The 21,006-nt window shown below is 71.7% G+C and carries 18 protein-coding genes and 1 riboswitch; of the genes, 10 read left to right on the top strand and 8 right to left on the bottom strand.

From position 1 onward, the window contains the following. Positions 1 to 10: 10 nt before the first annotated feature. Together H7F38_RS21810 and cbiE are read right to left on the bottom strand one after the other, a co-directional pair. Positions 11 to 748 carry a cobalt-precorrin-4/precorrin-4 C(11)-methyltransferase gene (locus tag H7F38_RS21810; protein ID WP_187091742.1) on the bottom strand — a complete coding sequence of 246 codons (738 nt, stop codon included), beginning with the start codon at positions 746 to 748 and terminating at the stop codon, positions 11 to 13. Next, positions 745 to 2,022, bottom strand: a complete 1,278-nt coding sequence (gene cbiE, locus H7F38_RS21805; RefSeq protein WP_187091741.1) for a precorrin-6y C5,15-methyltransferase (decarboxylating) subunit CbiE — start codon at positions 2,020 to 2,022, stop codon at positions 745 to 747. The genes H7F38_RS21810 and cbiE overlap by 4 nt, the downstream gene beginning before the upstream one ends. A gap of 80 nt (positions 2,023 to 2,102) precedes the next feature. Continuing rightward, a riboswitch (cobalamin riboswitch) is annotated at positions 2,103 to 2,257 on the top strand. 74 nt (positions 2,258 to 2,331) lie between these two features. Between cbiE and H7F38_RS21800 the strand changes: the two genes are divergently transcribed. Genes H7F38_RS21800 through H7F38_RS21775 form a run of 6 tightly spaced genes read left to right on the top strand, consistent with a single transcriptional unit; the run spans position 2,332 to position 10,348 of the window. Beyond that, positions 2,332 to 4,572 (top strand): VWA domain-containing protein, encoded by a 2,241-nt coding sequence (locus H7F38_RS21800; RefSeq protein WP_187091740.1) that lies wholly within the window; start codon positions 2,332 to 2,334, stop codon positions 4,570 to 4,572. Further along, the gene (gene cobO / locus H7F38_RS21795; protein ID WP_187091739.1) at positions 4,572 to 5,186 is read left to right on the top strand and encodes a cob(I)yrinic acid a,c-diamide adenosyltransferase; all 615 of its coding nucleotides are present in this window, start codon (positions 4,572 to 4,574) and stop codon (positions 5,184 to 5,186) included. Before H7F38_RS21800 ends, cobO begins: the two co-directional genes overlap by 1 nt. 29 nt (positions 5,187 to 5,215) lie before the next feature. Further along, the gene (locus H7F38_RS21790) at positions 5,216 to 7,777 is read left to right on the top strand and encodes a cobyrinate a,c-diamide synthase (protein ID WP_187094889.1); all 2,562 of its coding nucleotides are present in this window, start codon (positions 5,216 to 5,218) and stop codon (positions 7,775 to 7,777) included. Beyond that, complete coding sequence (gene cobA / locus H7F38_RS21785; RefSeq protein WP_187091738.1) at positions 7,774 to 8,874, top strand: uroporphyrinogen-III C-methyltransferase; 1,101 nt, start codon at positions 7,774 to 7,776, stop codon at positions 8,872 to 8,874. The genes H7F38_RS21790 and cobA overlap by 4 nt, the downstream gene beginning before the upstream one ends. Further along, on the top strand, positions 8,871 to 9,584 hold the full coding sequence (locus H7F38_RS21780; RefSeq protein WP_187091737.1) for a histidine phosphatase family protein: 714 nt from the start codon (positions 8,871 to 8,873) through the stop codon (positions 9,582 to 9,584). Before cobA ends, H7F38_RS21780 begins: the two co-directional genes overlap by 4 nt. Then, positions 9,581 to 10,348 (top strand): adenosylcobinamide-GDP ribazoletransferase, encoded by a 768-nt coding sequence (locus tag H7F38_RS21775; RefSeq protein ID WP_187091736.1) that lies wholly within the window; start codon positions 9,581 to 9,583, stop codon positions 10,346 to 10,348. Before H7F38_RS21780 ends, H7F38_RS21775 begins: the two co-directional genes overlap by 4 nt. A gap of 7 nt (positions 10,349 to 10,355) precedes the next feature. Here the strand turns inward: H7F38_RS21775 and cobU are convergent, their stop codons facing one another. Further along, a complete protein-coding gene (gene cobU / locus H7F38_RS21770; RefSeq protein WP_187091735.1) occupies positions 10,356 to 10,895 on the bottom strand; it encodes a bifunctional adenosylcobinamide kinase/adenosylcobinamide-phosphate guanylyltransferase in 540 nt (179 codons plus the stop codon). Positions 10,896 to 10,987: 92 nt separating this feature from the next. Between cobU and H7F38_RS21765 the strand changes: the two genes are divergently transcribed. Further along, complete coding sequence (locus tag H7F38_RS21765) at positions 10,988 to 11,962, top strand: cobalamin biosynthesis protein (protein WP_255498114.1); 975 nt, start codon at positions 10,988 to 10,990, stop codon at positions 11,960 to 11,962. Between the two features lie 12 nt (positions 11,963 to 11,974). On the opposite strand, the gene H7F38_RS21760 is transcribed toward H7F38_RS21765, so the two are convergent. Continuing rightward, entirely contained in the window at positions 11,975 to 12,766 is a 792-nt protein-coding gene (locus tag H7F38_RS21760; protein WP_255498113.1) for a cobalt-precorrin-6A reductase, read from the bottom strand. A gap of 55 nt (positions 12,767 to 12,821) precedes the next feature. Continuing rightward, positions 12,822 to 13,514, bottom strand: coding sequence for an amino acid-binding protein (locus H7F38_RS21755; protein ID WP_187091733.1), 693 nt, complete (start codon positions 13,512 to 13,514; stop codon positions 12,822 to 12,824). Between the two features lie 509 nt (positions 13,515 to 14,023). On the opposite strand from H7F38_RS21755, the gene gatC reads away from it, so the two are divergent. From gatC to gatB, 3 genes are read left to right on the top strand one after another with little or no spacing between them, the layout of a single operon-like run. Then, a complete protein-coding gene (gene gatC, locus H7F38_RS21750) occupies positions 14,024 to 14,281 on the top strand; it encodes an Asp-tRNA(Asn)/Glu-tRNA(Gln) amidotransferase subunit GatC (RefSeq protein ID WP_370531404.1) in 258 nt (85 codons plus the stop codon). Next, positions 14,278 to 15,807, top strand: a complete 1,530-nt coding sequence (gene gatA, locus H7F38_RS21745) for an Asp-tRNA(Asn)/Glu-tRNA(Gln) amidotransferase subunit GatA (RefSeq protein WP_187091731.1) — start codon at positions 14,278 to 14,280, stop codon at positions 15,805 to 15,807. Before gatC ends, gatA begins: the two co-directional genes overlap by 4 nt. Continuing rightward, positions 15,804 to 17,315, top strand: coding sequence for an Asp-tRNA(Asn)/Glu-tRNA(Gln) amidotransferase subunit GatB (gene gatB / locus H7F38_RS21740; protein WP_187091730.1), 1,512 nt, complete (start codon positions 15,804 to 15,806; stop codon positions 17,313 to 17,315). Before gatA ends, gatB begins: the two co-directional genes overlap by 4 nt. 164 nt (positions 17,316 to 17,479) lie before the next feature. Here gatB and H7F38_RS21735 read toward each other — a convergent pair whose 3' ends face one another. From H7F38_RS21735 to H7F38_RS21725, 3 genes are read right to left on the bottom strand one after another with little or no spacing between them, the layout of a single operon-like run. Beyond that, positions 17,480 to 18,715 (bottom strand): sorbosone dehydrogenase family protein, encoded by a 1,236-nt coding sequence (locus tag H7F38_RS21735; protein ID WP_187091729.1) that lies wholly within the window; start codon positions 18,713 to 18,715, stop codon positions 17,480 to 17,482. Beyond that, complete coding sequence (locus H7F38_RS21730) at positions 18,715 to 20,463, bottom strand: PH domain-containing protein (RefSeq protein ID WP_187091728.1); 1,749 nt, start codon at positions 20,461 to 20,463, stop codon at positions 18,715 to 18,717. Before H7F38_RS21730 ends, H7F38_RS21735 begins: the two co-directional genes overlap by 1 nt. Then, positions 20,453 to 21,004 (bottom strand): PH domain-containing protein, encoded by a 552-nt coding sequence (locus tag H7F38_RS21725; protein WP_187091727.1) that lies wholly within the window; start codon positions 21,002 to 21,004, stop codon positions 20,453 to 20,455. Before H7F38_RS21725 ends, H7F38_RS21730 begins: the two co-directional genes overlap by 11 nt. Between the last annotated feature and the right edge of the window lie 2 nt (positions 21,005 to 21,006).

Here is a 21,006-nt window from a genome sequence, read left to right as displayed (position 1 = left end):
CGACCGGTGCTCAGCGTGCGCGGGGGGCGTAGAGGTGGGAGTCGACGAAATCCATTGCGCCCAAAGTTTTTCCGACGATGATGACGGCGGCCTGACGGAGACCGGCGGCCTCCACCTGGTCGGAGATGTCCGACAGCGTTCCCCGGAGCACCACCTCGGAAGCGGCAGAAGCGTTGGCCACCACCGCCACCGGAGCGTCCGTCCCGTACTCGGGGACCAGATCGGCGACCACCTGACGGATGCGGGTGATGGCCAGGTGCAACACGATCGTCGCGTGGCTGCGGGCCAGGACCGGCAGCGCCTCGGTGTCGGGCATCTTCGTCGATCTGGCCTGCGTCCTGGTCAGGATGACTGTCTGGGACAACTCGGGTGCGGTCAGTTCCCGACCGAGAACGGCGGCGGCGGCGGCGTAGGCTGGCACTCCGGGCGTGACATCCCATGGCACGCCGATGGCGTCCAGCCGGCGTGTCTGTTCGGCCAACGCCGAGTACAGCGACGGATCACCGGAGCACAGCCGGGCCACGTCGTGACCGGCGGCATGTGCGCGCGTCAGGTGCCCGATGATTCCGTCGAGATCCAGGTGTTGGGTGTCGATCAGCTCGGCACCGGCCGCGCAGTGCGCGAGAACCTCCGCCGTGATGTAGGTCCCGGCATAGAGGCAGACCCGCGCCGACCCCATCAACGTCACCGCCCGCAGGGTCAGCAGGTCGGCGGCCCCGGGGCCGGCCCCGATGAAGTGGACGGTCATGACGTGCCCCCTTCCGCCGGGTGCCCGGCCGTCGGAACCTTGGTGATGGACCACTGCGTCACGGCGCGTGCCGGTGTCCAGCCGGTGAAGGACCCGATCGGCGCGGCCCGTTCCACCGACAGCCGGACGAGCTCACCACCGAGCGACCGGTATCTGTCCGCGAGCACCGCATCGGTCTCCAGGGTGACGCCGTGCACGACCAGCCGGCCACCGGGAGCCAGCGCACCCCAACACTTGTCGATCACGCCGGAAGCAGTGGCCCCGCCTCCGACGAAGACGGCCTGCGGAGTGGGCAGCCCGGCCAACACCGCCGGGGCCGGCCCGGTGATCACCCGGACCCCCGGCACCCCGAGACTCTGCGCATTGCGGGTGATCCGCGCGGCCCGCTCCGGGTCCTGCTCCAGTGCGATCGCCGAACACCGCGGGTCGGTCCGTGCCCACTCGATCGCCACCGATCCGGCCCCGGCCCCGACGTCCCAGAGCAGTTGACCCGGTACCGGACCCAGCCGGGACAGCGCGCTGGCCCGCACGTCCCGCTTCGTCAGTTGCCCGTCGTTCTCGAAGGCGGTGTCCGGCAGCCCGGGGATGCCGGCGAGCAGGGGAGTGCCGTGATCCGGCTGCAGCTCCAGGCAGATCAGGTTCAGCCGCGGGCTGTCGGACGTCCAGGCCGCAGCGGTCGCGGACTCCGCGGACTCGTCGGGACCGCCGAGCTCACCCAGGACCGTCATGCGGCTCGATCCGTAGCCGGCACCCACCAGCAGTGCGGCGACCAGAGCGGGGGTGTGCTGGTCGGAGGACAGCACGATCAGCCGTCGCTCCGGGCCGAGCCGGGCGAGTACGGAGTGCGGATTCCGGCCGACGACCGTCACCACATCGGTCGACTCTGCCGACCAGCCCATCCGGGCGCCGGCCAGGGCCACTGAGGAGATCGCAGGGATGACGCGGACCTGATCGGGGCCCAACCGTTCGATCAACGCGGTGCCGATGCCGGAGCGCATCGGGTCCCCGGAGGCGAGGACGACGATCTGCCGGTCGCGGTACTCGGCCAGCAGCGCGGCCAGATTCGGTAGCAGCGGGGTGGGCCAGCGGCGTCGGTCCTGGCCGGGGAGGTCGGGCAGGAGCCCCTGGTGACGATGGCCGCCGATGACCAGCGGGGCGGCCATGACCACCTGTCGGGCCGCCTCCCCGAGACCGGCCCAGCCGTCGGCCCCGATCCCGACGACGATCACCCGGTGGCTGGGCGCAGCGGTCGGCTCCGGCGGGTCGGTGGGCATGGTTTCGGACAGTAGTCCAACCGGACACGGGCGTCTTCGGGCCGACCGCGGCCGGTCCGGCCCGGTGCCGGCGGTGGATGCATCTGTGGGAGCATGACGTCGACTTCTCGAGAGGAATACCGGTGGATCGACCCCTGCAGGGGATCGGTGAATCCGGAGCGGTCCCGCCACTGTGACCTGCAGGTCCGAGCTCATCGGAACTGCCGGAAGCCAGGACGTCTCGGTTCGTCCCGTCGCTCGCCACCTGGGCTTCGGTCCATCAACGCGGGCGTGGACACCCGCATGAGGCGAAAGCGGTAGGTACCGGGCATGCGCACCTTTCCCTTCACAGCCGTCGTCGGATCCGACGACATGGCCCTGGCGCTGGCTCTGTGCGCCGTCTCCCCGGCGATCGGCGGAGTGCTCGTCCGCGGGGAGAAGGGCACCGCCAAATCGACGATGGTTCGCGCGCTGGCCGCACTGCTGCCCCCCGTCGACGTCGTCGACGGATGCCGCTTCTCCTGCGATCCCCACGACCCTGACCCGGCCTGCCCCGACGTCGCACAGCACGCCGGTACCTCGACGCTGCGCCCGGCCCGGCTGGTGGAACTCCCGGTCGGTGCGACCGAGGATCGGGTGATCGGCTCCCTCCACCTGGAGAAGGCGCTCTCGGCGGGTGTCACCGAGTACGAGCCCGGGCTGCTCGCGGCCGCACATCGCGGCCTGCTCTACGTCGACGAGGTGAACCTGCTGCACGATCACCTGGTCGATCTGCTGCTCGACGCTGCGGCGATGGGCCGGTCGACGGTCGAGCGCGACGGCGTCTCGGTCGCCCACGCCGCCCGCTTCGTGCTGGTCGGGACGATGAATCCGGAGGAAGGCGAACTGCGCCCGCAACTGCTGGACCGGTTCGGGCTGACGGTCCAGATCAGTGCACCCCGTGATCCCGGTCTGCGGGCCGAGGTGATCCGCCGGCGACTGGCCTTCGACGCCAACCCGGACAGCTTCGCCCGGCGCTACGAGGTTGTGGAACGGGAGATGGCGGCCCGGATCCGGCAGGGACAGGCGGACCTCGCCGGGGTCACCCTCTCCGATGCCGCGCTGGTCAAGATCGCCGAGGTGTGCTCGGTCTTCGAAGTGGACGGCATGCGCGCGGACATCGTGACCGCGAGAGCTGCGGTGGCGCACGCCGCCTGGCACGGGCGGACGGCGGTGAGCCGGGCCGACATCCGCGCGGCAGCCCGGCTGGCCCTGCCACATCGCCGTCGCCGCAACCCTTTCGATGCTCCTGGCCTCGACGAGGATCTACTGGATGCCGTGCTCGGCGACCAGGAACCAGACCCTGACGCCCCGCAGCCGGACGAGCCGTCCTCTGACCGACGGCCGTCCGACGGCCCCGTGCCCGACGGTGCGCGGACCGATGCCGACGGACTCCCGGAGGACGAGAGTGCGGCCGCCGAGCGCGCCGGGGCCGCCGCCCGCGATGGCCGCGCCGCCCGCGATGGTCGCGATGGTGAGCCGGAGTCGTTCGAGATCCGAGACGCAGGGCCGGATGTGGCCGGCGGCCCTGATCGGGATGTAGCGGCCGAACGCAGGCCGTCTGCCGCCCCGTCTGCCGGCCCGGATGCCGGCGGTGCGGCGACGAGCAGCACGGCGACTTCCGGAGCCGCCTTCCGGACGAAGCTGTTCACCGTCGCCGGTAGCGGCGAGGGCGAGGCCGGCAAGCGGTCGCGCGCCATCACCTCGCTGGGCCGGACGGTCGGCGCGATGCCGCTGGTCGGCCGGTCCGGCGGCAGCGTGCACCTGACCGCAACGGTGAGAGCCGCAGCGCCGCAACAGGTGAGCCGGGGACGCACCGGGCCCGGCCTGCTCCTGCAGCACGACGACCTCCGGATGGCCGTCAAGGAGGGCCGCGAATCCAACCTGGTGCTGCTGTGCGTCGACGCCTCGGGTTCGATGGCGGCCCGCAAGCGGATGGAGCAGATCAAGACGGCTGTGCTGTCCCTGCTGATGGACGCCTACCAACGACGGGACAAGGTCGCTCTGGTGACCTTCCGCGGGGCCGGCGCCACGCTGGCCCTGCCGCCGACGTCGTCCGTCGAGGTCGCCGCCCGCCGACTGGAGGACCTTCCGGCGGGAGGACGCACGCCGCTTGCCGAGGGCCTGCTGATGTCCAGGGAAATCCTCCGGCTGGAACGGATCCGGGATCCCCGGCGGCGTCCACTGCTGGTGGTCGTCACCGACGGGCGGGCCACCGCCGGCGACGACGCGCTGCGCCGCTCGCGCCGCGCCGCCGCGCTCCTGGCGGCCGAGCGGGTCTCGAGTCTGGTGATCGACTGCGAGAGCGGTCCGTTCCGGATGGGTCTGGCCGGTGCGCTCGCCCGGAGCCTGGCCGCCCAGTACGTCCCACTGGCCGAGGTGGGGGCCCAGGCCCTGGCCGGGGCCGTCCGTGAGGTCCGTGACGTAGGTGACGTCCGTGGCAGCAACGGCGACGGCCGGCCCGCCGGACGTCACGGCCGGGCAGCCGGACGCAACGGCCGGGCAGCCGGACGCAACGGCCGGGCAGCCTGATGCCGCAGGGACAACCGGAATCCGTTCCCCAGGACGGTCTGACGACGCGGCAGCGACGCAATCGCCCTCTGCTGATGGTGCATACCGGCGACGGCAAGGGAAAGTCCACTGCAGCCTTCGGTCTCGCGCTGCGCGGTTGGAACCAGGGATGGTCGGTCGGTGTGTTCCAGTTCGTCAAGAACGCGAAGTGGCGGATCGGCGAGCAGACCGCCTTCGAGACCCTGGGCGCGCTGCACGACGAGCAGGGCACGGGAGGGCCCATCGAGTGGCACAAGATGGGTTCGGGATGGTCGTGGAGCCGCCAGGCCGGCTCCGAATCCGACCATGCGGCGCAGGCCGCCGACGGCTGGCAGGAGATCAAGCGCCGACTGCTGGCGCAGACCCACGGGTTGTACGTCCTCGACGAGTTCACCTATCCGATCAACTGGGGCTGGGTCGACATCGACGACGTGGTCAGCACTCTGGCGGAACGAACCGGTCACCAGCACGTGGTGATCACCGGGCGGCGGGCCGACCCCAAACTACTGGAGGCCGCCGACCTGGTCACCGAGATGACCTGTGTCAAACACCCGATGGACGTCGGGCAGAAGGGGCAGAGGGGGATCGAGTGGTGACGGGACCGCACGCTACGGGCATCGGGCCGATGGCGGGGCTGACGTCGCTCCCGAGGATCGTCATCGCAGCGCCGGCCTCCGGGCACGGCAAGACGACGATTGCGATCGGCCTGATGGCCGCTCTGCGCAACGCCGGCTACGTCGTCTCCGGCCACAAGGTGGGCCCGGACTACATCGATCCCGGATACCACTCGCTGGCGACCGGCCGTCCAGGTCGCAATCTCGATCCACACCTGGTGGGCGAGCACCGTCTGGTCCCGCTCCTCCTGCACGGTGCGGCCACGCCGGAGCAGGCAGACATCGCCGTCATCGAAGGCGTGATGGGCCTGTTCGACGGTGCCATCGGACGCGAGGGCTTCGCCTCGACCGCCCATGTGGCCGGTGTGGTCAGGGCGCCGGTGATCCTCGTCGTCGACATCTCGTCGGCGTCCCGCACCCACGCCGCGGTGGTCCACGGGCTGGCCACCTTCGACACCTCGGTCCGGATCGCCGGCGTCATCCTCAACAAGGGTGCCTCCGCCCGTCATTCCGGTGAGGTCGTCTCGGCGCTCGAGGCCACCGGAATCCCGGTGCTGGGCGTGCTCGACCGGGACGTCGGGGTCGCCGCCCCGTCACGACACCTCGGCCTGGTCCCGGCGCAGGAGCGGGAGGATGCGCGGGCCGCTCTCGACCTCCTCGCCGCACGGATCGCGAGTGCGATCGACCTGGACGAGGTCGTCCGGATCGCCCGGGGTGCAACGGATCTGCCGTCGACCCCGTGGGACCCGGAGCAGGAACTCGTGCCCTTCGACCTGCCTTCCCCAGCCGGCCGGCCGGTGGTCGCCGTGGCCGGGGGCAGGGCCTTCACGTTCCGGTACGCCGAGACCGACGAACTGCTGCGGGCGGCCGGTCTGCAGCCGGTGATCTTCGACCCGATCTCCGACGGCGCTCTCCCGGCGGGCACCCAGGGCATCTACCTCGGTGGCGGTTTCCCCGAGGTGCACGCGGACGGACTCGCGGCCAACACCGCGATGCGGGAATCGTTGCGGGCAGCCATCGATGCCGGTGTCCCGACGGTGGCCGAGTGCGCCGGGCTGCTGTACCTCGCCGACACCGTGGACGGAGCAGGCATGGTGGGCGTGATCCCGGCCGGGGCCCGGATGACCCCGAAACTCACCCTCTCCTACCGCACCGCGATCAGCCCGGCCGATTCCCTGCTGGCTCCGGCCGGGTTTCGCTCCACCGGACACGAGTTCCACCGCACCACCGTCGAACCCGCCAGCGGCGCCACGGCGGCCTGGCTGCTGGACGGCGTCCCGGCCGGCTTCAGCGAGGACCCGGCGGGTACCGGACGGCCGACGCTGCACGCGTCCTACCTGCATACCCACTGGGCCGGATACCCCTCCATGGCCGCAGCTTTCGCCCACGCCGTGCATGCCGCCATCCCGTGGTCCGACGGAGGCCCTGCGACGACGGCCGGCCCGGCCGGAGCACTGCGGCCCGTCGTGGATGCCGGGCCCGTCGAGGTCGACCTGGACCATCACGGCGACGCGGAGATCAGCGGCGACCTGGTGGATCTCGCCGTCAACGTCAGGCTGACGAGGCCGCCGGGCTGGCTGGCGGCCCGGATCACCGACAGCGTCGCTGATCTCGCGCACTATCCGCGTCCGGGCGAGGCGATCGAGGCGATCGCGGCCCGCCACCGGCGTCCAGTCGGGCAGGTGCTCCCCACCTCCGGTGGCGCGGAGGCGTTCACCCTGCTGGCCAGGGCCCTGCGGCCCCGGAAGGCCGTGGTGGTCCACCCCCAGTTCACCGAACCGGAGGCCGCCCTGGTCGCGGCCGGGCATCCGGTCCACCGGGTGATCCTGCGTGCTGCAGACGGTTTCACCCTCGAGGCCCGGCAGATTCCGCCGGACGCCGACCTGGTGTTCATCGGCAACCCGACGAACCCGACCGGCACGTTGCACGCATCGACCGTGCTCAGGGACCTGGTGCGCCCGGGACGGACCGTGGTGGTCGACGAGGCCTTCATGGACGCGGTTCCGCAGGAGCCCGAATCGTTGGCCGGCGCGAACCTGCCGGGCCTCGTGGTCCTGCGGTCGCTGACCAAGACCTGGGGCATAGCGGGCCTGCGGGCCGGATACGCCCTCGGCGACGAGTCGGTCATCGCCGCGATGCGGGCCCAGCAGCCTCACTGGCCGGTGTCCACCCCGGCGCTCGTCGCCATCGTCGCCTGCCTGGAGCCGGACGCGCTGGCCGAGGCGGCCGAGGCCGCCTCGGTGATCGCGGCGCATCGTGAGGTACTGACGGCCGGACTCGCCGAACTGGGCCTTCCCGTCGTCGGCAGACCGTGCACGCCGTTCGTGCTGGTCGACACCGGCGCGATCGGACGGAACGGTTCCGTCAGAGAAGCCCTGCGCGGGCATGGCTTCGCCGTGCGCCGCGGAGACACGTTCCCGGGGTTGGGGCAGGACTGGATCCGGATCGCGGTCCGGGAACCCGCGGTCAGCCGAAGGTTACTGGGTCACCTGGCCACCCTCGCGGCCGCGGCGGGCGCCGACAGGCGGCGCGAGCGGGCCGGAACCGCTGCGGTGCAGGAGGTACGGGCATGAGCGGTCCGATCGCAGGTCTGCTGGTCGATCTGCCGGTCCGGGGCCGTGAGGTCGTGGTCGTCGGGGGCGGGGTCGCCGCGCTCGGACGGGTGGCCGCGCTGCGCGCCAGTCGGGCGACGGTGGTGGTGTTCTCGACCGACCCGGTGGCCTCGGTGGCCGACTTCGCCGAACGCGAACTGATCACGCTGCACGAGCGGGAGGTCACCGATGAGGACCTCGCGAACGCCTGGTTGATCTACGCGGCCACCGGGGATCCGCAGGCGGACGCCGAGATCGTCAGCCGTGCAACGGCGCTGCGCCGGTTCTGCCTGATCGGGACCGGGCTGGCCTCGCACGAGCCGGCCGGCGGGCGGCTGAAGCCCGGCGGCCGCGTCGTGCTGGTCGGCGGGGGACCGGGCGACCCCGGCCTGCTGACGTTGACCGGGATGCGGGCCATCCAGGAGGCCGACGTGGTGATCGCCGACCGGTTGGCTCCCCTGGCCGCCTTGCAGTGGGTGCGGCCCGGCACCGAGATCATCGATGTGGCCAAGATTCCGCGCGGCGAGTTCACCTCGCAGGAGGAGATCAACCGGTTGCTGATCGCGCACGCCCGGGCCGGGAAGTCCGTCGTGCGGCTCAAGGGCGGGGACAACTTCGTCTTCGGGCGCGGCGGCGAGGAATGGCAGGCCTGCGCGGCGGCCGGCATCGAGGTGCAGTTGGTGCCCGGGGTGTCGTCGGCGCTGGCAGCGCCGGCACTGGCCGGGATCCCGGTGACCCATCGCAGCCTGAACCAGGGTTTCACCGTGGTCAGCGGCCACGTCCCGCCCGACGATCCCCGGTCGACGCTCGACTGGGCCGCGCTGGCCAGGACGGGTACCGCCCTGGTCGTCATGATGGGAGTGGCGACCCTGCCGGCGATCTCGGCCAAGCTGATCGCGTCGGGGATGGACCCGGCTACACCCGCTGCGACCGTCGCCGACGCCGGCCATCCCGGCCAGCGCACCGTGCGGGCCACCCTGGCGGACATCGCGGCGGCGACCGTCGCCGCCGGTCTCGTCCCACCCGCGGTCACCGTCATCGGGTCGGTGGCGGGCTTCGACCCGCTGGCCCCGGAATGACCGCCGACCGCCCGGATCAGGGGACGCCGGCCCCGGCCGCTCCGGCCCTCCCAGCGACCCCGGCCTTCCCAGCGGCCCCCGCGGCCGCGGCCGTCCACCTGGTGCGACACGGGCAGTCCACCTGGAACGTGCAGGGCCGCGTACAGGGCCAGAACGACGGGGCGGAGCTGACCCCGCTCGGACGGCAACAGGCGGCCGCGGTGGCCCAGCTGCTCCTCGGGTTCGACGCCACCCGGCTGCTGACCTCGGACCTCCGGCGCGCCGTCCAGACCGCTGAGATCATCGGAGCGGCAACCGGTCTCACGCCGATCGAGAGCAGCCTGCTGCGGGAACAGGGCCTGGGCATCCTGGAGGGGATGGACAGCGCGCAGGCCGCGCTCGAGTGGGAAGCAGCGGCGCAGCGGGCCCTGCAGCAGTACGGGGAGCCCGTTCCGGCCACCTCGATCCGGCTCCCCGGGGGCGAATCCATGCGCGACGTACTCGGCCGCGTCGGGGGCATCCTGGCCTCGCCCTGGATCACCGACGCCGCCGGCGACGTCGTCATCGTCTCGCACGGCGACACCATCCGCATCATGTTGGCGCTCCTGCTCGGTGACGACTTCGACGTGCTGGACTGGCGTCCGGTGGAAAGCGGTGAGGTGCATTCGATCCACCGCACGCCGTCCGGCGCGGTGGAGCACGTCGTCACGGCCATCGGCTTCGTCGGATGATCGGTGACGGGCTGCGGCTGGCCGTCGGCACGCTGACCGCCTTCCCTGTCGGGGCTCCACGACGCGTCGACGCCTCGACCGCGCGGGTGGCGATGCTGGCATCGCCGCTGGCCGTCCTTCCGATCGCCGTGGCAGCGGCCGCCGCCGGCGAACTCGCCCGCCTCGTGGCGCTGCCGCCGTTGATCGTGGCCGCCCTGGTCGTGGGGACGTTCGCGCTGGGTAGCCGTGGTCTGCACCTGGACGGACTGGCCGACACCGCCGACGGTCTGACGGCGTCCTACGACCGGGAGCGTGCGCTGGAGATCATGCGCCGGGGCAATACCGGCCCGGCCGGCGCTGCCACCCTGGTGTTGATCCTGCTGCTGCAGACCGCTTCCCTGGCCGCGGTTCTCGATCGTCCCTGGGGATTGCTCGGCGGAGTCGTGCTCCTCGTCCTGGCTCGCTGGGCGCTGCTGGTTGGCTGCGCCGCCGGGATCCCCGCGGCCCGGCCGGGCGGTCTGGGCGCGACGGTGGCCGGGGTGGTGCCGCAGACCGCCGCCGCAGTCGGGGGCCTGGTCGCCGCCGGTATCGCGTCCGCCGTGATGGCGCTCTCCGGACGTCCGTGGTGGCAGGGACCGGCCGCGGTGGTCCTGGCCGCCGCGGTCGTCATCGCCCTGATCCGGCGCTGCAGCCGGCGATTCGGCGGCATCACCGGCGATGTCCTGGGGGCCGGCATCGAGGTGGCCGCCACCTGCCTGCTGATCGGCGCGGCCGCCGGCAGATGACCGGTCGTCACAACCTGAGCACGCGGCCGGCGATCACCAGCAGGACGTCGTCGCTGACCGCGGCGATCTGCTGGTTGACGGTGCCGAGCAGGTCGCGGAACAGCCGTCCGGAGCGATGTTCCGGGACCACGCCCATGCCGACCTCGTTCGTGACGGCGACCAGCGGGCCCGGCGCCAGCCGCCAGGCCGTGGCCAGATCCTGGACCCTGGCATCGAACTCGGGGCGCCACTGCCCGGTCGGCCGTTCCCAGCCCTGCAGTTGATCCATCACCGCGGTCACCCAGGTGCCCAGGCAGTCGAGCAGGACCGCACCGGGTGCGGCTGACACCGCCGCGGCGACCTCGACGGTCTCGACGGTCTTCCAGTGCGCCGGCCGGCGGGCCTGGTGCAGCGCAACCCGTTCGGCCCACTCGGCGTCGGCGACCGGGTCCGGAAGCTGGCCGGGGGCCACATAGGTCACCGAGACCTCCTGCGCCAGCAGGGACTCCGCCCGGGTGGACTTTCCGGATCGGACACCACCGGTCACCAGGGTGCGGCGGGCTGGCATCGGATGCGGCTCCAATGGGCGAGGGTGGAGACAGGACGGGACGGACAGGTGCGCGGCGCAGCGAGGACACGGGCCACCGTACGCTGACCCGCGTGACGAGCGATTCCCGCGCCGCAGCCAGGGCTCTCGGCCTCCTGCTCGGCGTCGCGGCCGACCGGCTGTTCGGCGACCCCCGCCGGTTCCACCCGGTGTCCGGCTTCGGGTCGGGTGCCGCCGCGTTGGAGCGCCGGGACTACCGGGACGCCCGGATCGCCGGTGTCGCGCACGTCAGCCTGCTGGTCGGTGGGGCCGCGGTGCTCGGATCGGCGGTCGAGAGCTTCGCGCGGCGGCCGGTGGTCAGGGTGCTGACCACGGCTGCGGCCACTTTCGTCGTCCTCGGAGGCCGGTCGCTGGAACGGGAGGCACGGACGATCTCGGGGCAGTTGCTCGCGGAGGATCTTCCGGCGGCCCGTGAGCAGGTCACCCACCTCGTCGGCCGCGACACCACGGAACTCGATGCCGCTGCCATCATCCGGGCGACCGTCGAGTCCGTCGCGGAGAACACCGCAGACGCGGTGGTCGCGCCGCTGATGTGGGGGGCGGTCGCCGGGATCCCGGGACTGCTGGCCTACCGGGCCGCGAACACCCTCGACGCGATGATCGGTCACCGCAGCGCGCGCTATCTTCGATTCGGTTGGGCTGCAGCACGTCTGGACGACGTGGTGAACTGGGTGCCGGCGCGGCTGTCGGTGGGTCTGGTCGCGCTGTGTGCCCCGGCGGTCGGCGGCCGTCCGTCAGCGGCGATCAGTGCCGCACGCCGTGACGGGCCGGCCCACCCCAGTCCGAACGCGGGTCCGGTCGAGGCGGCCTTCGCCGGGGCACTGGGCCGGCGGATCGGCGGAGTCAACGTCTACCACGGTCGGACCGAGGACCGCGGCAGGTTGGGCGACGGGCCGGCCCCGGAGATTCCCGACATCCTGCGGGTGGCAACGCTTTCAGCAGTGGTATCGGGCGCCGCAGCGGTCCTCGCCGCCGCAGTGGTGCTGGTCCTGCCCGCACCGCGCGTCCTCCGCCGTCCTCGCCGGTGACGTCCCACCCGCTCACCGGAGGCGACCTCGGCCGGCATGTCGCCGCAGCCAGACGGCGGCCTCGGCGGCGGAAGCGACGGCCTGCACGCCAGGAACCTCCGGCGGACGCCGCACCACGACCACCGGGACGCCCAGTCGCCCGGCGGCGTCCAGCTTCGCCGAGGTGTACGCCCCGCCGGAGTCCTTGGTGACGAGTACGTCGACTGCGCGCGCGGACATCAGGTCCAACTCCCCGGCCAGGAAGTACGGACCGCGGTCGCGGACCAGCTCCCAGCGGGCCGGTAGCGCCTGCAGCGGCGTCTCCACCACCCTGACCAGCGCGTAGCGGTCCTCCAGCGGTTGGAAATCGCCCAGGGTCTGCCGTCCCGTCGTCAGGAAGACGCGCGATCCGAGCGCCGCGGCCACACCGGCGGCCTCCCGGGGGGAGCCGGTCCAGTGCCACCCACCGGCATCGAGCCGACCGGACCAACCGGCCCGCGCCAGCCGCAGCAGCGGGAGTCCCAGCGTTGCGCAGGCGGACGCCGCGGACGCGGACATGGTGGCGGCGAACGGATGGGTGGCATCGACCACGGCCGCGATGCGATGGGTGATCAGGTAGTCGGTGAGACCCGCGACACCGCCGAAACCGCCGATGCGGACCGGTCCCACCGGCAGGGCCGGTCTGCTCACCCGGCCGGCCAGCGAGGAGACGATCCGCGCCTCCGCAGCCGTGGCCGCGGCAGCCAGCGCCCTGGCCTCGGCCGTTCCGCCGAGGACGAGCACGGCGCCCGGCGGCGGATTCGGTGCGGACGGCACTTCGGTCACGGGGCAGTCTGGCACGGCGGCGGCCGACAGGTGCCGCCGTGTTCGTCGCGGTGGATCAGGCCGGAGGGTCGCTGTGACGGTGGACCGGCACCCCACGGGCCGCGACCACCGCCGTCAGACCAGCCAGGTGCGCCAGTCTGGCCACCTCGGAGTCGCGCAGCGCCGGGCCGCCCGGCCGCCCGACGATGACGGCCACCTCGGACGATCCCAGAGGGGCGACGGCCATCTCGGTGCCGATCGTCTTCCAGTCCTCCGGCACCCAGTAGGCCTCGGGATCGAGCACACCCGCCTCGTCGACCGGGGCCCAGCCCGGAGTGACACCGGTCAGGTTGGGCACGCCGCCGCCGCCGGCCAGCAGGTGGATGATCTTGTCGTCGCCCACCCTGACGACGATCGCCCAGCCCGCGCGGAGCACCTTCGGCAACATCCGCGCGAGCGATTCGATGGCTCTGGCGGGTTCGGCCGCGATCGCCTCGACGAGTTCCCACTCGCGGTGGCGGTCGGCGACACCGGGGTCCGGACGCACCGATTCCACCCGCACGCCCGGCACCGTCTCGGCGGCGGTGATCAGCACGTCCGGCTGCTTGCCGCTGGGGAGATCGACGACGATGTCATCGACGGCGCTCTCGAAGGAACGTTCGACGATGTCCATGGCCAGGATGTCCGCTCCGACCCGGCCGAGGGCGCTGGCGACGGCGCCCAGGCTGCCCGGTCGGTCGGGCAGGACCACGCGTAGGACGTAGGACATCGAACCGCCTTCGTATGCTGATGGGCCGATCATCGAGTGCCGTTTCCCCGCTCAATGTCAGTTCGACCTCTGTCACTTCGGCCGCGTTCCCGTTCGACCGCGGCCACTGCGGTGCCCCTGCTGTCCGACCCTGTCACTGCCATCGCATTTCCCGTAGTCGCCGGTGCACTGTCAGTATCCGGGCCGGTGGTTTCCGGTAGGTGACGGCAGCAAGTCTGGCCGGTGCGAGCGTTCTGTGCCCTCGGCGGGCACACTGTGCCACTTCTTGCGACTCTCTGCCACTTCTGCAGGGGTGGCCGGCCCGACGACGGCAGGAGTGCGCACGCTCGACCAACTAAGATCGACACGTGCCGCCACGTCCCGCCACGTTCGAGAATCGGCGGGACTCATCTGGTTTTTGGAGGATCGTGTCCAGCTCTGCAGAGTCCACGGCCGCCGCCGGTTCCGCCGGCGAGGTCCGTTCCGCGGCTCCCCACCTCACCCGTGACGACGTCGACCACCTCGCCCATCTGGCCCGGCTGGATCTGACCGAGGCCGAATTGAACACCTACGTGGGCCAGCTGTCGGTCATCCTCGATTCGGTGGCCGCCGTCACCCGCGTGGCTGCCGGCGACATCGAACCGACGACGCACGCCGTGCCGCTGACCAACGTCTTCCGCCCCGACGTGCCGGTGCCAGGCGTCTCCCAGGCGCAGGCGCTGGCCGGTGCGCCGTCCGCCCAGGACGGGCGTTTCCGCGTGCCGCAGATCCTCGGGGAGGAATCGTGACGGAGCTGACCCGGATGACCGCGGCCGACCTCGCAAGCGAGATCGCCTCTGGTCAGGTGAGCGCCGTCGAGGTCGCGCAGGCCCATCTCGACCGGATCGGTGCGGTCGACGGGGCCGTGCACGCGTTCCTGCACGTGTCGGGCGAATCCGCGCTGGAGCAGGCGCGTGCCGTGGATTCGGCACACGCCCGCGGCGAGAAGGGCGCCTCCACGCTGACCGGCGTGCCGCTGGCGCTCAAGGACATCCTGGTCCAGAAGGGATCGCCGGCCACCGCCGGCTCGAAGATCCTCGAAGGCTGGATCCCTCCCTACAACGCCACCGTGACGCAGCGGCTGCTCGATGCCGGCGTCGTCATCCTGGGCAAGACCAACCTCGACGAGTTCGCGATGGGCAGCTCGACCGAGAACTCGGCCTACGGCGCCACCCACAACCCGTGGGACCTGACGAGGATTCCCGGCGGCTCCGGCGGCGGCAGCGCTGCGGCGTTGGCGGCCTTCGAGGCTCCGCTGGCCATCGGTACCGACACCGGCGGCTCGATCCGGCAGCCGGCGTCGGTCACCGGAACGGTCGGGGCCAAGCCGACGTACGGCGGCGTGTCCCGCTACGGCGTCATCGCCTTGGCCTCGTCCCTCGACCAGGTCGGTCCGTGCGCCCGGACGGTGCTCGACACCGCGTTGCTGCACGAGGTCATCGCGGGCCACGACCCGCGGGATTCGACCTCGATCGACCGCCCGGTGCCCGAGGTCGTCGCCGCGGTCCGCCGCGGGCAGACCGAGGGCGTCAGGGGCATGAAGATCGGCGTGGTCCAGCAGTTGCAGGGCGACGGTTACCAGCCCGGCGTGATGGAGTCCTTCGAGGCCGCAGTCGCGGCGCTGACCGAGGCCGGCGCCGAGATCGTCGAGGTCTCGTGCCCGCACTTCGAGTACGCACTGGCGGCCTACTACCTGATCCTTCCGAGCGAGTGCTCGTCGAACCTGGCCAGGTTCGATGCGATGCGCTACGGCATGCGGGTCGGTGACATCGCCAACGGCGGTTCGCTGGTCTCGGCCGAGGACGTCATGGCGGCGACCCGCGGTGCCGGATTCGGCGCGGAGGTCAAGCGCCGCATCATCCTCGGCACCTACGCCCTCTCGGCCGGCTACTACGACGCCTACTACGGGTCTGCGCTCAAGGTCCGGACGCTGATCCGGCAGGACTTCGAGAAGGCCTATGGCGCCGCCGATGTGCTGATCTCGCCGGCCTCGCCCGTGACGGCGTTCCGGCTGGGGGAGAAGGTGGACGACCCGATGGCCATGTACCTCAACGACCTGGCCACCATCCCGGGGTCGCTGGCCGGGATCCCGGCGATGAGCGTGCCCAGCGGAATCGCGTCCGACACCGGACTGCCGGTGGGCCTGCAGATCATGGGACCCGCGCTCGGTGAAGAGCAGATGTACCGTGTGGCAGGGGCTTTCGAAGCCGGATATGTGGCAGCTCACGGCCGCACCGTCGTCGACTCCGCTCCCGAACTGGAGGTTCGCACATGACCGCCGTCATCACCGGCCTGATGGACTACGACGAGGCGATCGAGCGTTTCGACCCCGTCATGGGTCTCGAGGTGCACGTCGAACTGGGCACGGTCACCAAGATGTTCTGCGGCTGTTCGACGGCGTTCGGCGCCGAGCCGAACACGCAGGTGTGCCCGGTCTGCCTGGCGTTGCCCGGCGCGATGCCGACGATCAACGGAAAGGCGGTCGAGTACGCGATCAGGATCGGGCTGGCCCTCAACTGCGAGATCGCCACCTGGTGCCAGATGTCGCGGAAGAACTACTTCTACCCGGACATGCCGAAGAACTACCAGATCTCCCAGTACGACGAGCCGATCGCCTTCAACGGATATCTGGACGTCGACGTCGACGGAGAAATCGTCCGGGTCGAGATCGAGCGCGCCCACATGGAGGAGGACACCGGGAAGTCGCTGCACGTCGGCGGCTCCACCGGACGGATCCAGGGCGCCGAGTACTCGCTGCTGGACTACAACCGGGCCGGCGTCCCGCTGGTCGAGATCGTCACCAAGCCGATCTTCGGGACCAAGGAGAAGGCGCCGGCGGTGGCCCGCGCCTACGTCGGGGCGTTGCGTGATCTACTTGCCTCCCTTGATGTCTCGGACGTCCGGATGGATCAGGGGTCGCTCCGCTGCGACGCCAACCTGTCCCTGACGCCGGCGGGCATCCCGGTGATGGGTACCCGCACCGAGACCAAGAACGTCAACTCGCTGCGGTCGGTCGAACGGGCCGTCCGCTACGAGATCACCCGTCAGGGAGCACGTCTCGCGGCCGGCGAGACGATCAAGCAGGAGACCAGGCACTTCGACGAGTCGACCGGTACCACCAACCCGGGCCGCTCCAAGGAGACCGCCGAGGACTATCGGTACTTCCCGGAGCCCGACCTGGTGCCGATCGCGCCGGACCGGGCGTGGGTCGAAGAGATCCGGGCGGCGCTCCCCGAACTGCCGTGGGTGCGCCGTGCCCGCCTGCAGGAGTCGTGGGGGCTGACCGACCTGGAGATGCGCGACCTGCTCGCCTCCGACGCCGTCGATCTGGTGGAGGCGACCGTCGCCGCCGGTGCCCCACCGGCCGAGGCGCGCTCCTGGTGGTCGGCCTACCTCGGGCAGAAGGCCAACGTGCTGGGGGTCTCCTTGCCGGAGCTTGCGATCACGCCCGGCCAGCTGGCGCGCGTCATCGCGCTGGTGGCGGACGGTTCGCTGAACGCCAAGATCGCCCGTCAGGTCATCGACGGTGTGCTCGACGGCGAAGGCGAGCCCGAGGCGGTGGTGGCCGCCCGCGGCCTGGCCGTCGTGTCCGACGACTCGGCTCTGCAGTCCGCGGTCGACGAGGCACTGGCCGCCCAGCCCGCGGTGGCCGACCGGATCCGCAGTGGCAACCTGAAGGCCGTCGGCGCGATCGTGGGTGCCGTGATGAAGGCGACCAAGGGCCGGGCCGACGCCGGCCGGGTCCACGCGCTGGTCCTGACGACCCTCGGGGTCCAGGACTGAGGCCGGCCCGGGGCCGGGTTGGCGTGGATCAAGATCGCATGCATGGATCATCATTGCGCTTTTGGGACTGGAGTGACAGAAGTCGTCAATTTCGTCCATGCCTGCGATGTTGATCCATGCGCAACCCGGCCCAGCCGAGCCCAGCCGAGCCGGGGCAGGGCAGGCTAGTCGGGGCCATTGCCGCCGGCGCTGCCGGCGTTGGGCAGGACGATGACGCGATCGTCCGCGGCCACCGGTCTGCCGTGTCCGTCCTTGTTGGACGTGGTCATCCAGAGCGCGCCCTTGGCCCCGGGCTGTACCGTCAGCAACCGGCCGTAGGTATTGCCCAGCAGCACCCGCGGGCTGCCGGAGAACGTGCCGGTGGTGGACATCGCAATGCCGGCCAGCTGCTGCTTGCCGAGGGAGGTGTTGGCCAGCACGCCCTGGGACGTCGCACAGTCGGCCGCGCCTCCGTCACCGGCCTTCCAGGTCCACACCGCGTCGCCGGAGGCCGGGGTCGTGTAGTTCTTCCCCGACTTCGCGAGCAGCAGCAGGTCGGCGGAGGTGCGATGGTCGATCGCCGCCATCGCACCCGTCGGGAGCACGCACAGTCCGGTGATCTGGGTGAAACCACTCGAGAAGACGGGCGAGGTCTTCGTCGGATTGCCGGCCGCCGGCTTGCCGAATTCGTCGATCCGCAACAACTTGCCGGCCAGCGAACTGCTCGTGACGGCTGTGGGCGCCGCGCCCGCGTCACCGGTGCCGACGTAGAGCACCCCTTCGGCGGTGAAGGCGATCGCGCCACCGTTGTGCGTGCGGCCCTTGGGGATCCCGGTCAGGATCGCCTTGGGTACGTCGCCGGCGGCGATCCGGAGGACACGGTTGTCCGTCTTGGTGGTGACGTAGGCGTAGAGCAGACCGTCCTCGGTGTAGGACGGGGAGACGGCGAGTCCGAGCAGGCCGCCGTCACCCGTGGCGTCGATACCGGGAACGGTGGTCACCAGCACCGGCTTGCGGCCGGCCGAGATCCGCAGGATCCGGCCGGTGGTCCGCTCACCGACCAGTGCCGTGGTGCCGTCCGGCAACGGCACGAGCCCCCATGGCGCGGCCAGGCAGGCGGCGATGACGGCCGGATCGGTGGGCAGGCAGGGATCGGCCGGAGCCGGCTTGGCGGTGGAGGGGGTGGCGCTCGACGGCGGGACCGAGCCGGCCGTGGTCCGGGGCGGAAGTTGCGCCGGGACCACCGGGGTGACCTCCGGTGCGGTCAGGCTCGGCTGGGCGGTGAAGGTCGACGCCGAAGCGGTGAAGTTCCCGCACGCGGCGGCGACGCAGGCGACCAGGGCCAACATGACGGCCGACCGCCGTCGGCGCATGGCTCCGGTTCGACCGGGGCCGGGTGGGAGTCTCGGGCTGGCATCCATCACCAACCACGGTACGGGGCGGCGGGCCGACCGGGCGGCCGGTTCGACGAGCCGGCCGGGAGCACGACGGCCCCTGCCTGATCCGCCGGGCCCCGGTGCTCCCGTCGTCCGATCACGTGCAGCAGCATCATCGCGTCCCGCGACTCCAGATGACGCAGCCTGGCCTTGCGCCGGGAGGACAACGAGAGCCGGATGCCGGCCAGAGCGGCCCGCCGCTGCAGGGGGGTCATGGTGATCTCGGTCAGCTGCACCCGGCGGCGGCGGGCGATCAAGGTGTGCCGGGCCAGGACCCGCCGCCACCGGAAGGTGACCGTGCCGGCATCGAGGGACCAGGCCGCATCGGCGGCCTGCCCCCAGCCGATCAGGAATGCCAGCGGTAGCGGGACGACGGCCAGGTACCGCCCCCAGCCGGGGAGGAACACCAGGCCCGCCGTCAGCGCGGACGCCACCAGCACCGGCAGGGTGAAGTAGCGACGACGTGCCCTGGCCGGCACGGCGGTCAGGGATACCGGCCGCCACTGGAGCTCGGGCAGCGCCCGCTCCACCAACGCCGGGGCCGCGCTCACCTTGACCAGCGGGAAGAGCATCCGTTCCGTGTCGTTGGTCGTGCTCAGACCGGCCACCTCCACCTCGAGGGCGCAATAGCCGAGCATCCGTCTCCACCAACCCTCGACCACGCGTACCGCCTGCACACGATCGACGGGGATGGTCCCGGAACGCTGGGCCAGCAGACCACGACTGATGCGCAGCTGGTCGCCGTCACGGATCAGGGTGAACCTGGCCAACCGGAGCGAGGTGAGGGCGATGCCCGCCAGGACGGCCAGGGCAGCGGCGGCCAGCAGGAGCAGTGCCGTGGTCGTGCCGCCGACGAACACTTCGCGGGTGAGTCTGCGAAAGGTCTTCTCGGGGAGCAGGTCACGTGCCCTTCCGAAGGTTGCGGCGGCGCCGGCCAGGATCAGGGGAACCGAGGTTCCGGTGATGGCTGCGATCAATAGCGTGCGGGTGTCCAGCACGGCCAGGGTGGTCCCGGTCTTGAGCGAGCCCGACCCGGCGGTCGCTGCACGCGCGCGGTCCGATGCCCCGCCGTCCGATGCCCCGCCGTCCGATGCCGCGCCGTCCGATGCCGCGCCGTCCGATGCTCCGCCGCCGGATGCTCCGCCGCCGGAACTGTCGCCTGATCTGACGCCGCCCGCGGCCGGATCGGCCGATCCGGCCGGGGACTTCCCGAGATCGACGACGGGCCGGCCGTGGTCGGCCGGTCGCAGCGCCGCGCGGAGTTCCTCCAACGCGCCCGCCGAGAGGCAGGCGAGGTGCACCGAGGAACGGTGGTTGTTGCCGGGAGTCTGCACCTTGAGACCCCAGACGCGGAACAAGCGTTGCACCACACCGCGTTCGGCGTCCAGGGCGGTGATGCGGCCGATTCCGATGGTGTGCTGGGTGCGCTTGAACAGCCCGGAGACGACGCGCAGACTGCCGTCGACGACCGAGTACTTGCGGACCCACCATTCGCCCAGGGACCGCAGGGCGATCAGGGCGGCGAACAGGGCGATCACCCAGCCCGGTGCCTTCCAGATGCCAACGGCGATCAGCGGGATCAGCGACCGGATGCTGCGGCCAAGGCTGATCACCAGGTAGGCCGGGTGCAGTCGCCGCTCGGCGATCTCCACCCGACGTTCCGACGCCGCGTCCTCCACGCCACCCGCCCCTCCGGCGGGCGGAGAGGTCAGCGCCGAGGGTTCAGACGTCATCGGCCAACCCGGCCAGCGCCGAGATGCGTGTCCGGAGGTCGGCCGCCTCGTCCTGGTCGAGGCCGTCGATGACGACTGCTCCGGCCGCGGTGTGGATGTGCACGTCGGAGAGACGGAAGCGCCGCGCCAGCAGGCCCTGCTCGGATTTCAGATGTTGCACCCGGTTCATCGGGATCACGGTGCGGGTACGGACCAGCCAGCCGTGCTGCAGATCGATCTCGTCGCCCGAGATGGAGTACCAGAACAGACGTCGCCGGATGGGTGGCCCGATCGCCGCCCCGATGACGAAGAACCACAGCACGGCCAACCCGACGATGCACCATCGGACGACGGGGTCGAACCAGTCGACACCGATGGCCCACCAGGTCGTCAGTCCGGCCGCGACCACCCCCCAGGAGGCAGCCCGCAGCCGCCAGTAGTTCGTCACCCTGGCCGGGAGGCGATGCCGGGCGGCCGGATCGTCGCCGGGCAGCGCCGGATCGGCCCCGGCCCGAGCCGGGGCCGACGCTTCGGCACCGGACCGCGGCGGCAGACCGGTCACGG

Origin of the sequence: Nakamurella sp. PAMC28650 (assembly GCF_014303395.1) — a bacterium.
Lineage (GTDB): Bacteria > Actinomycetota > Actinomycetes > Mycobacteriales > Nakamurellaceae > Nakamurella.
Note: the sequence above shows the minus strand (reverse complement) of the source record. Positions and strands in the feature narration are given on the sequence as shown.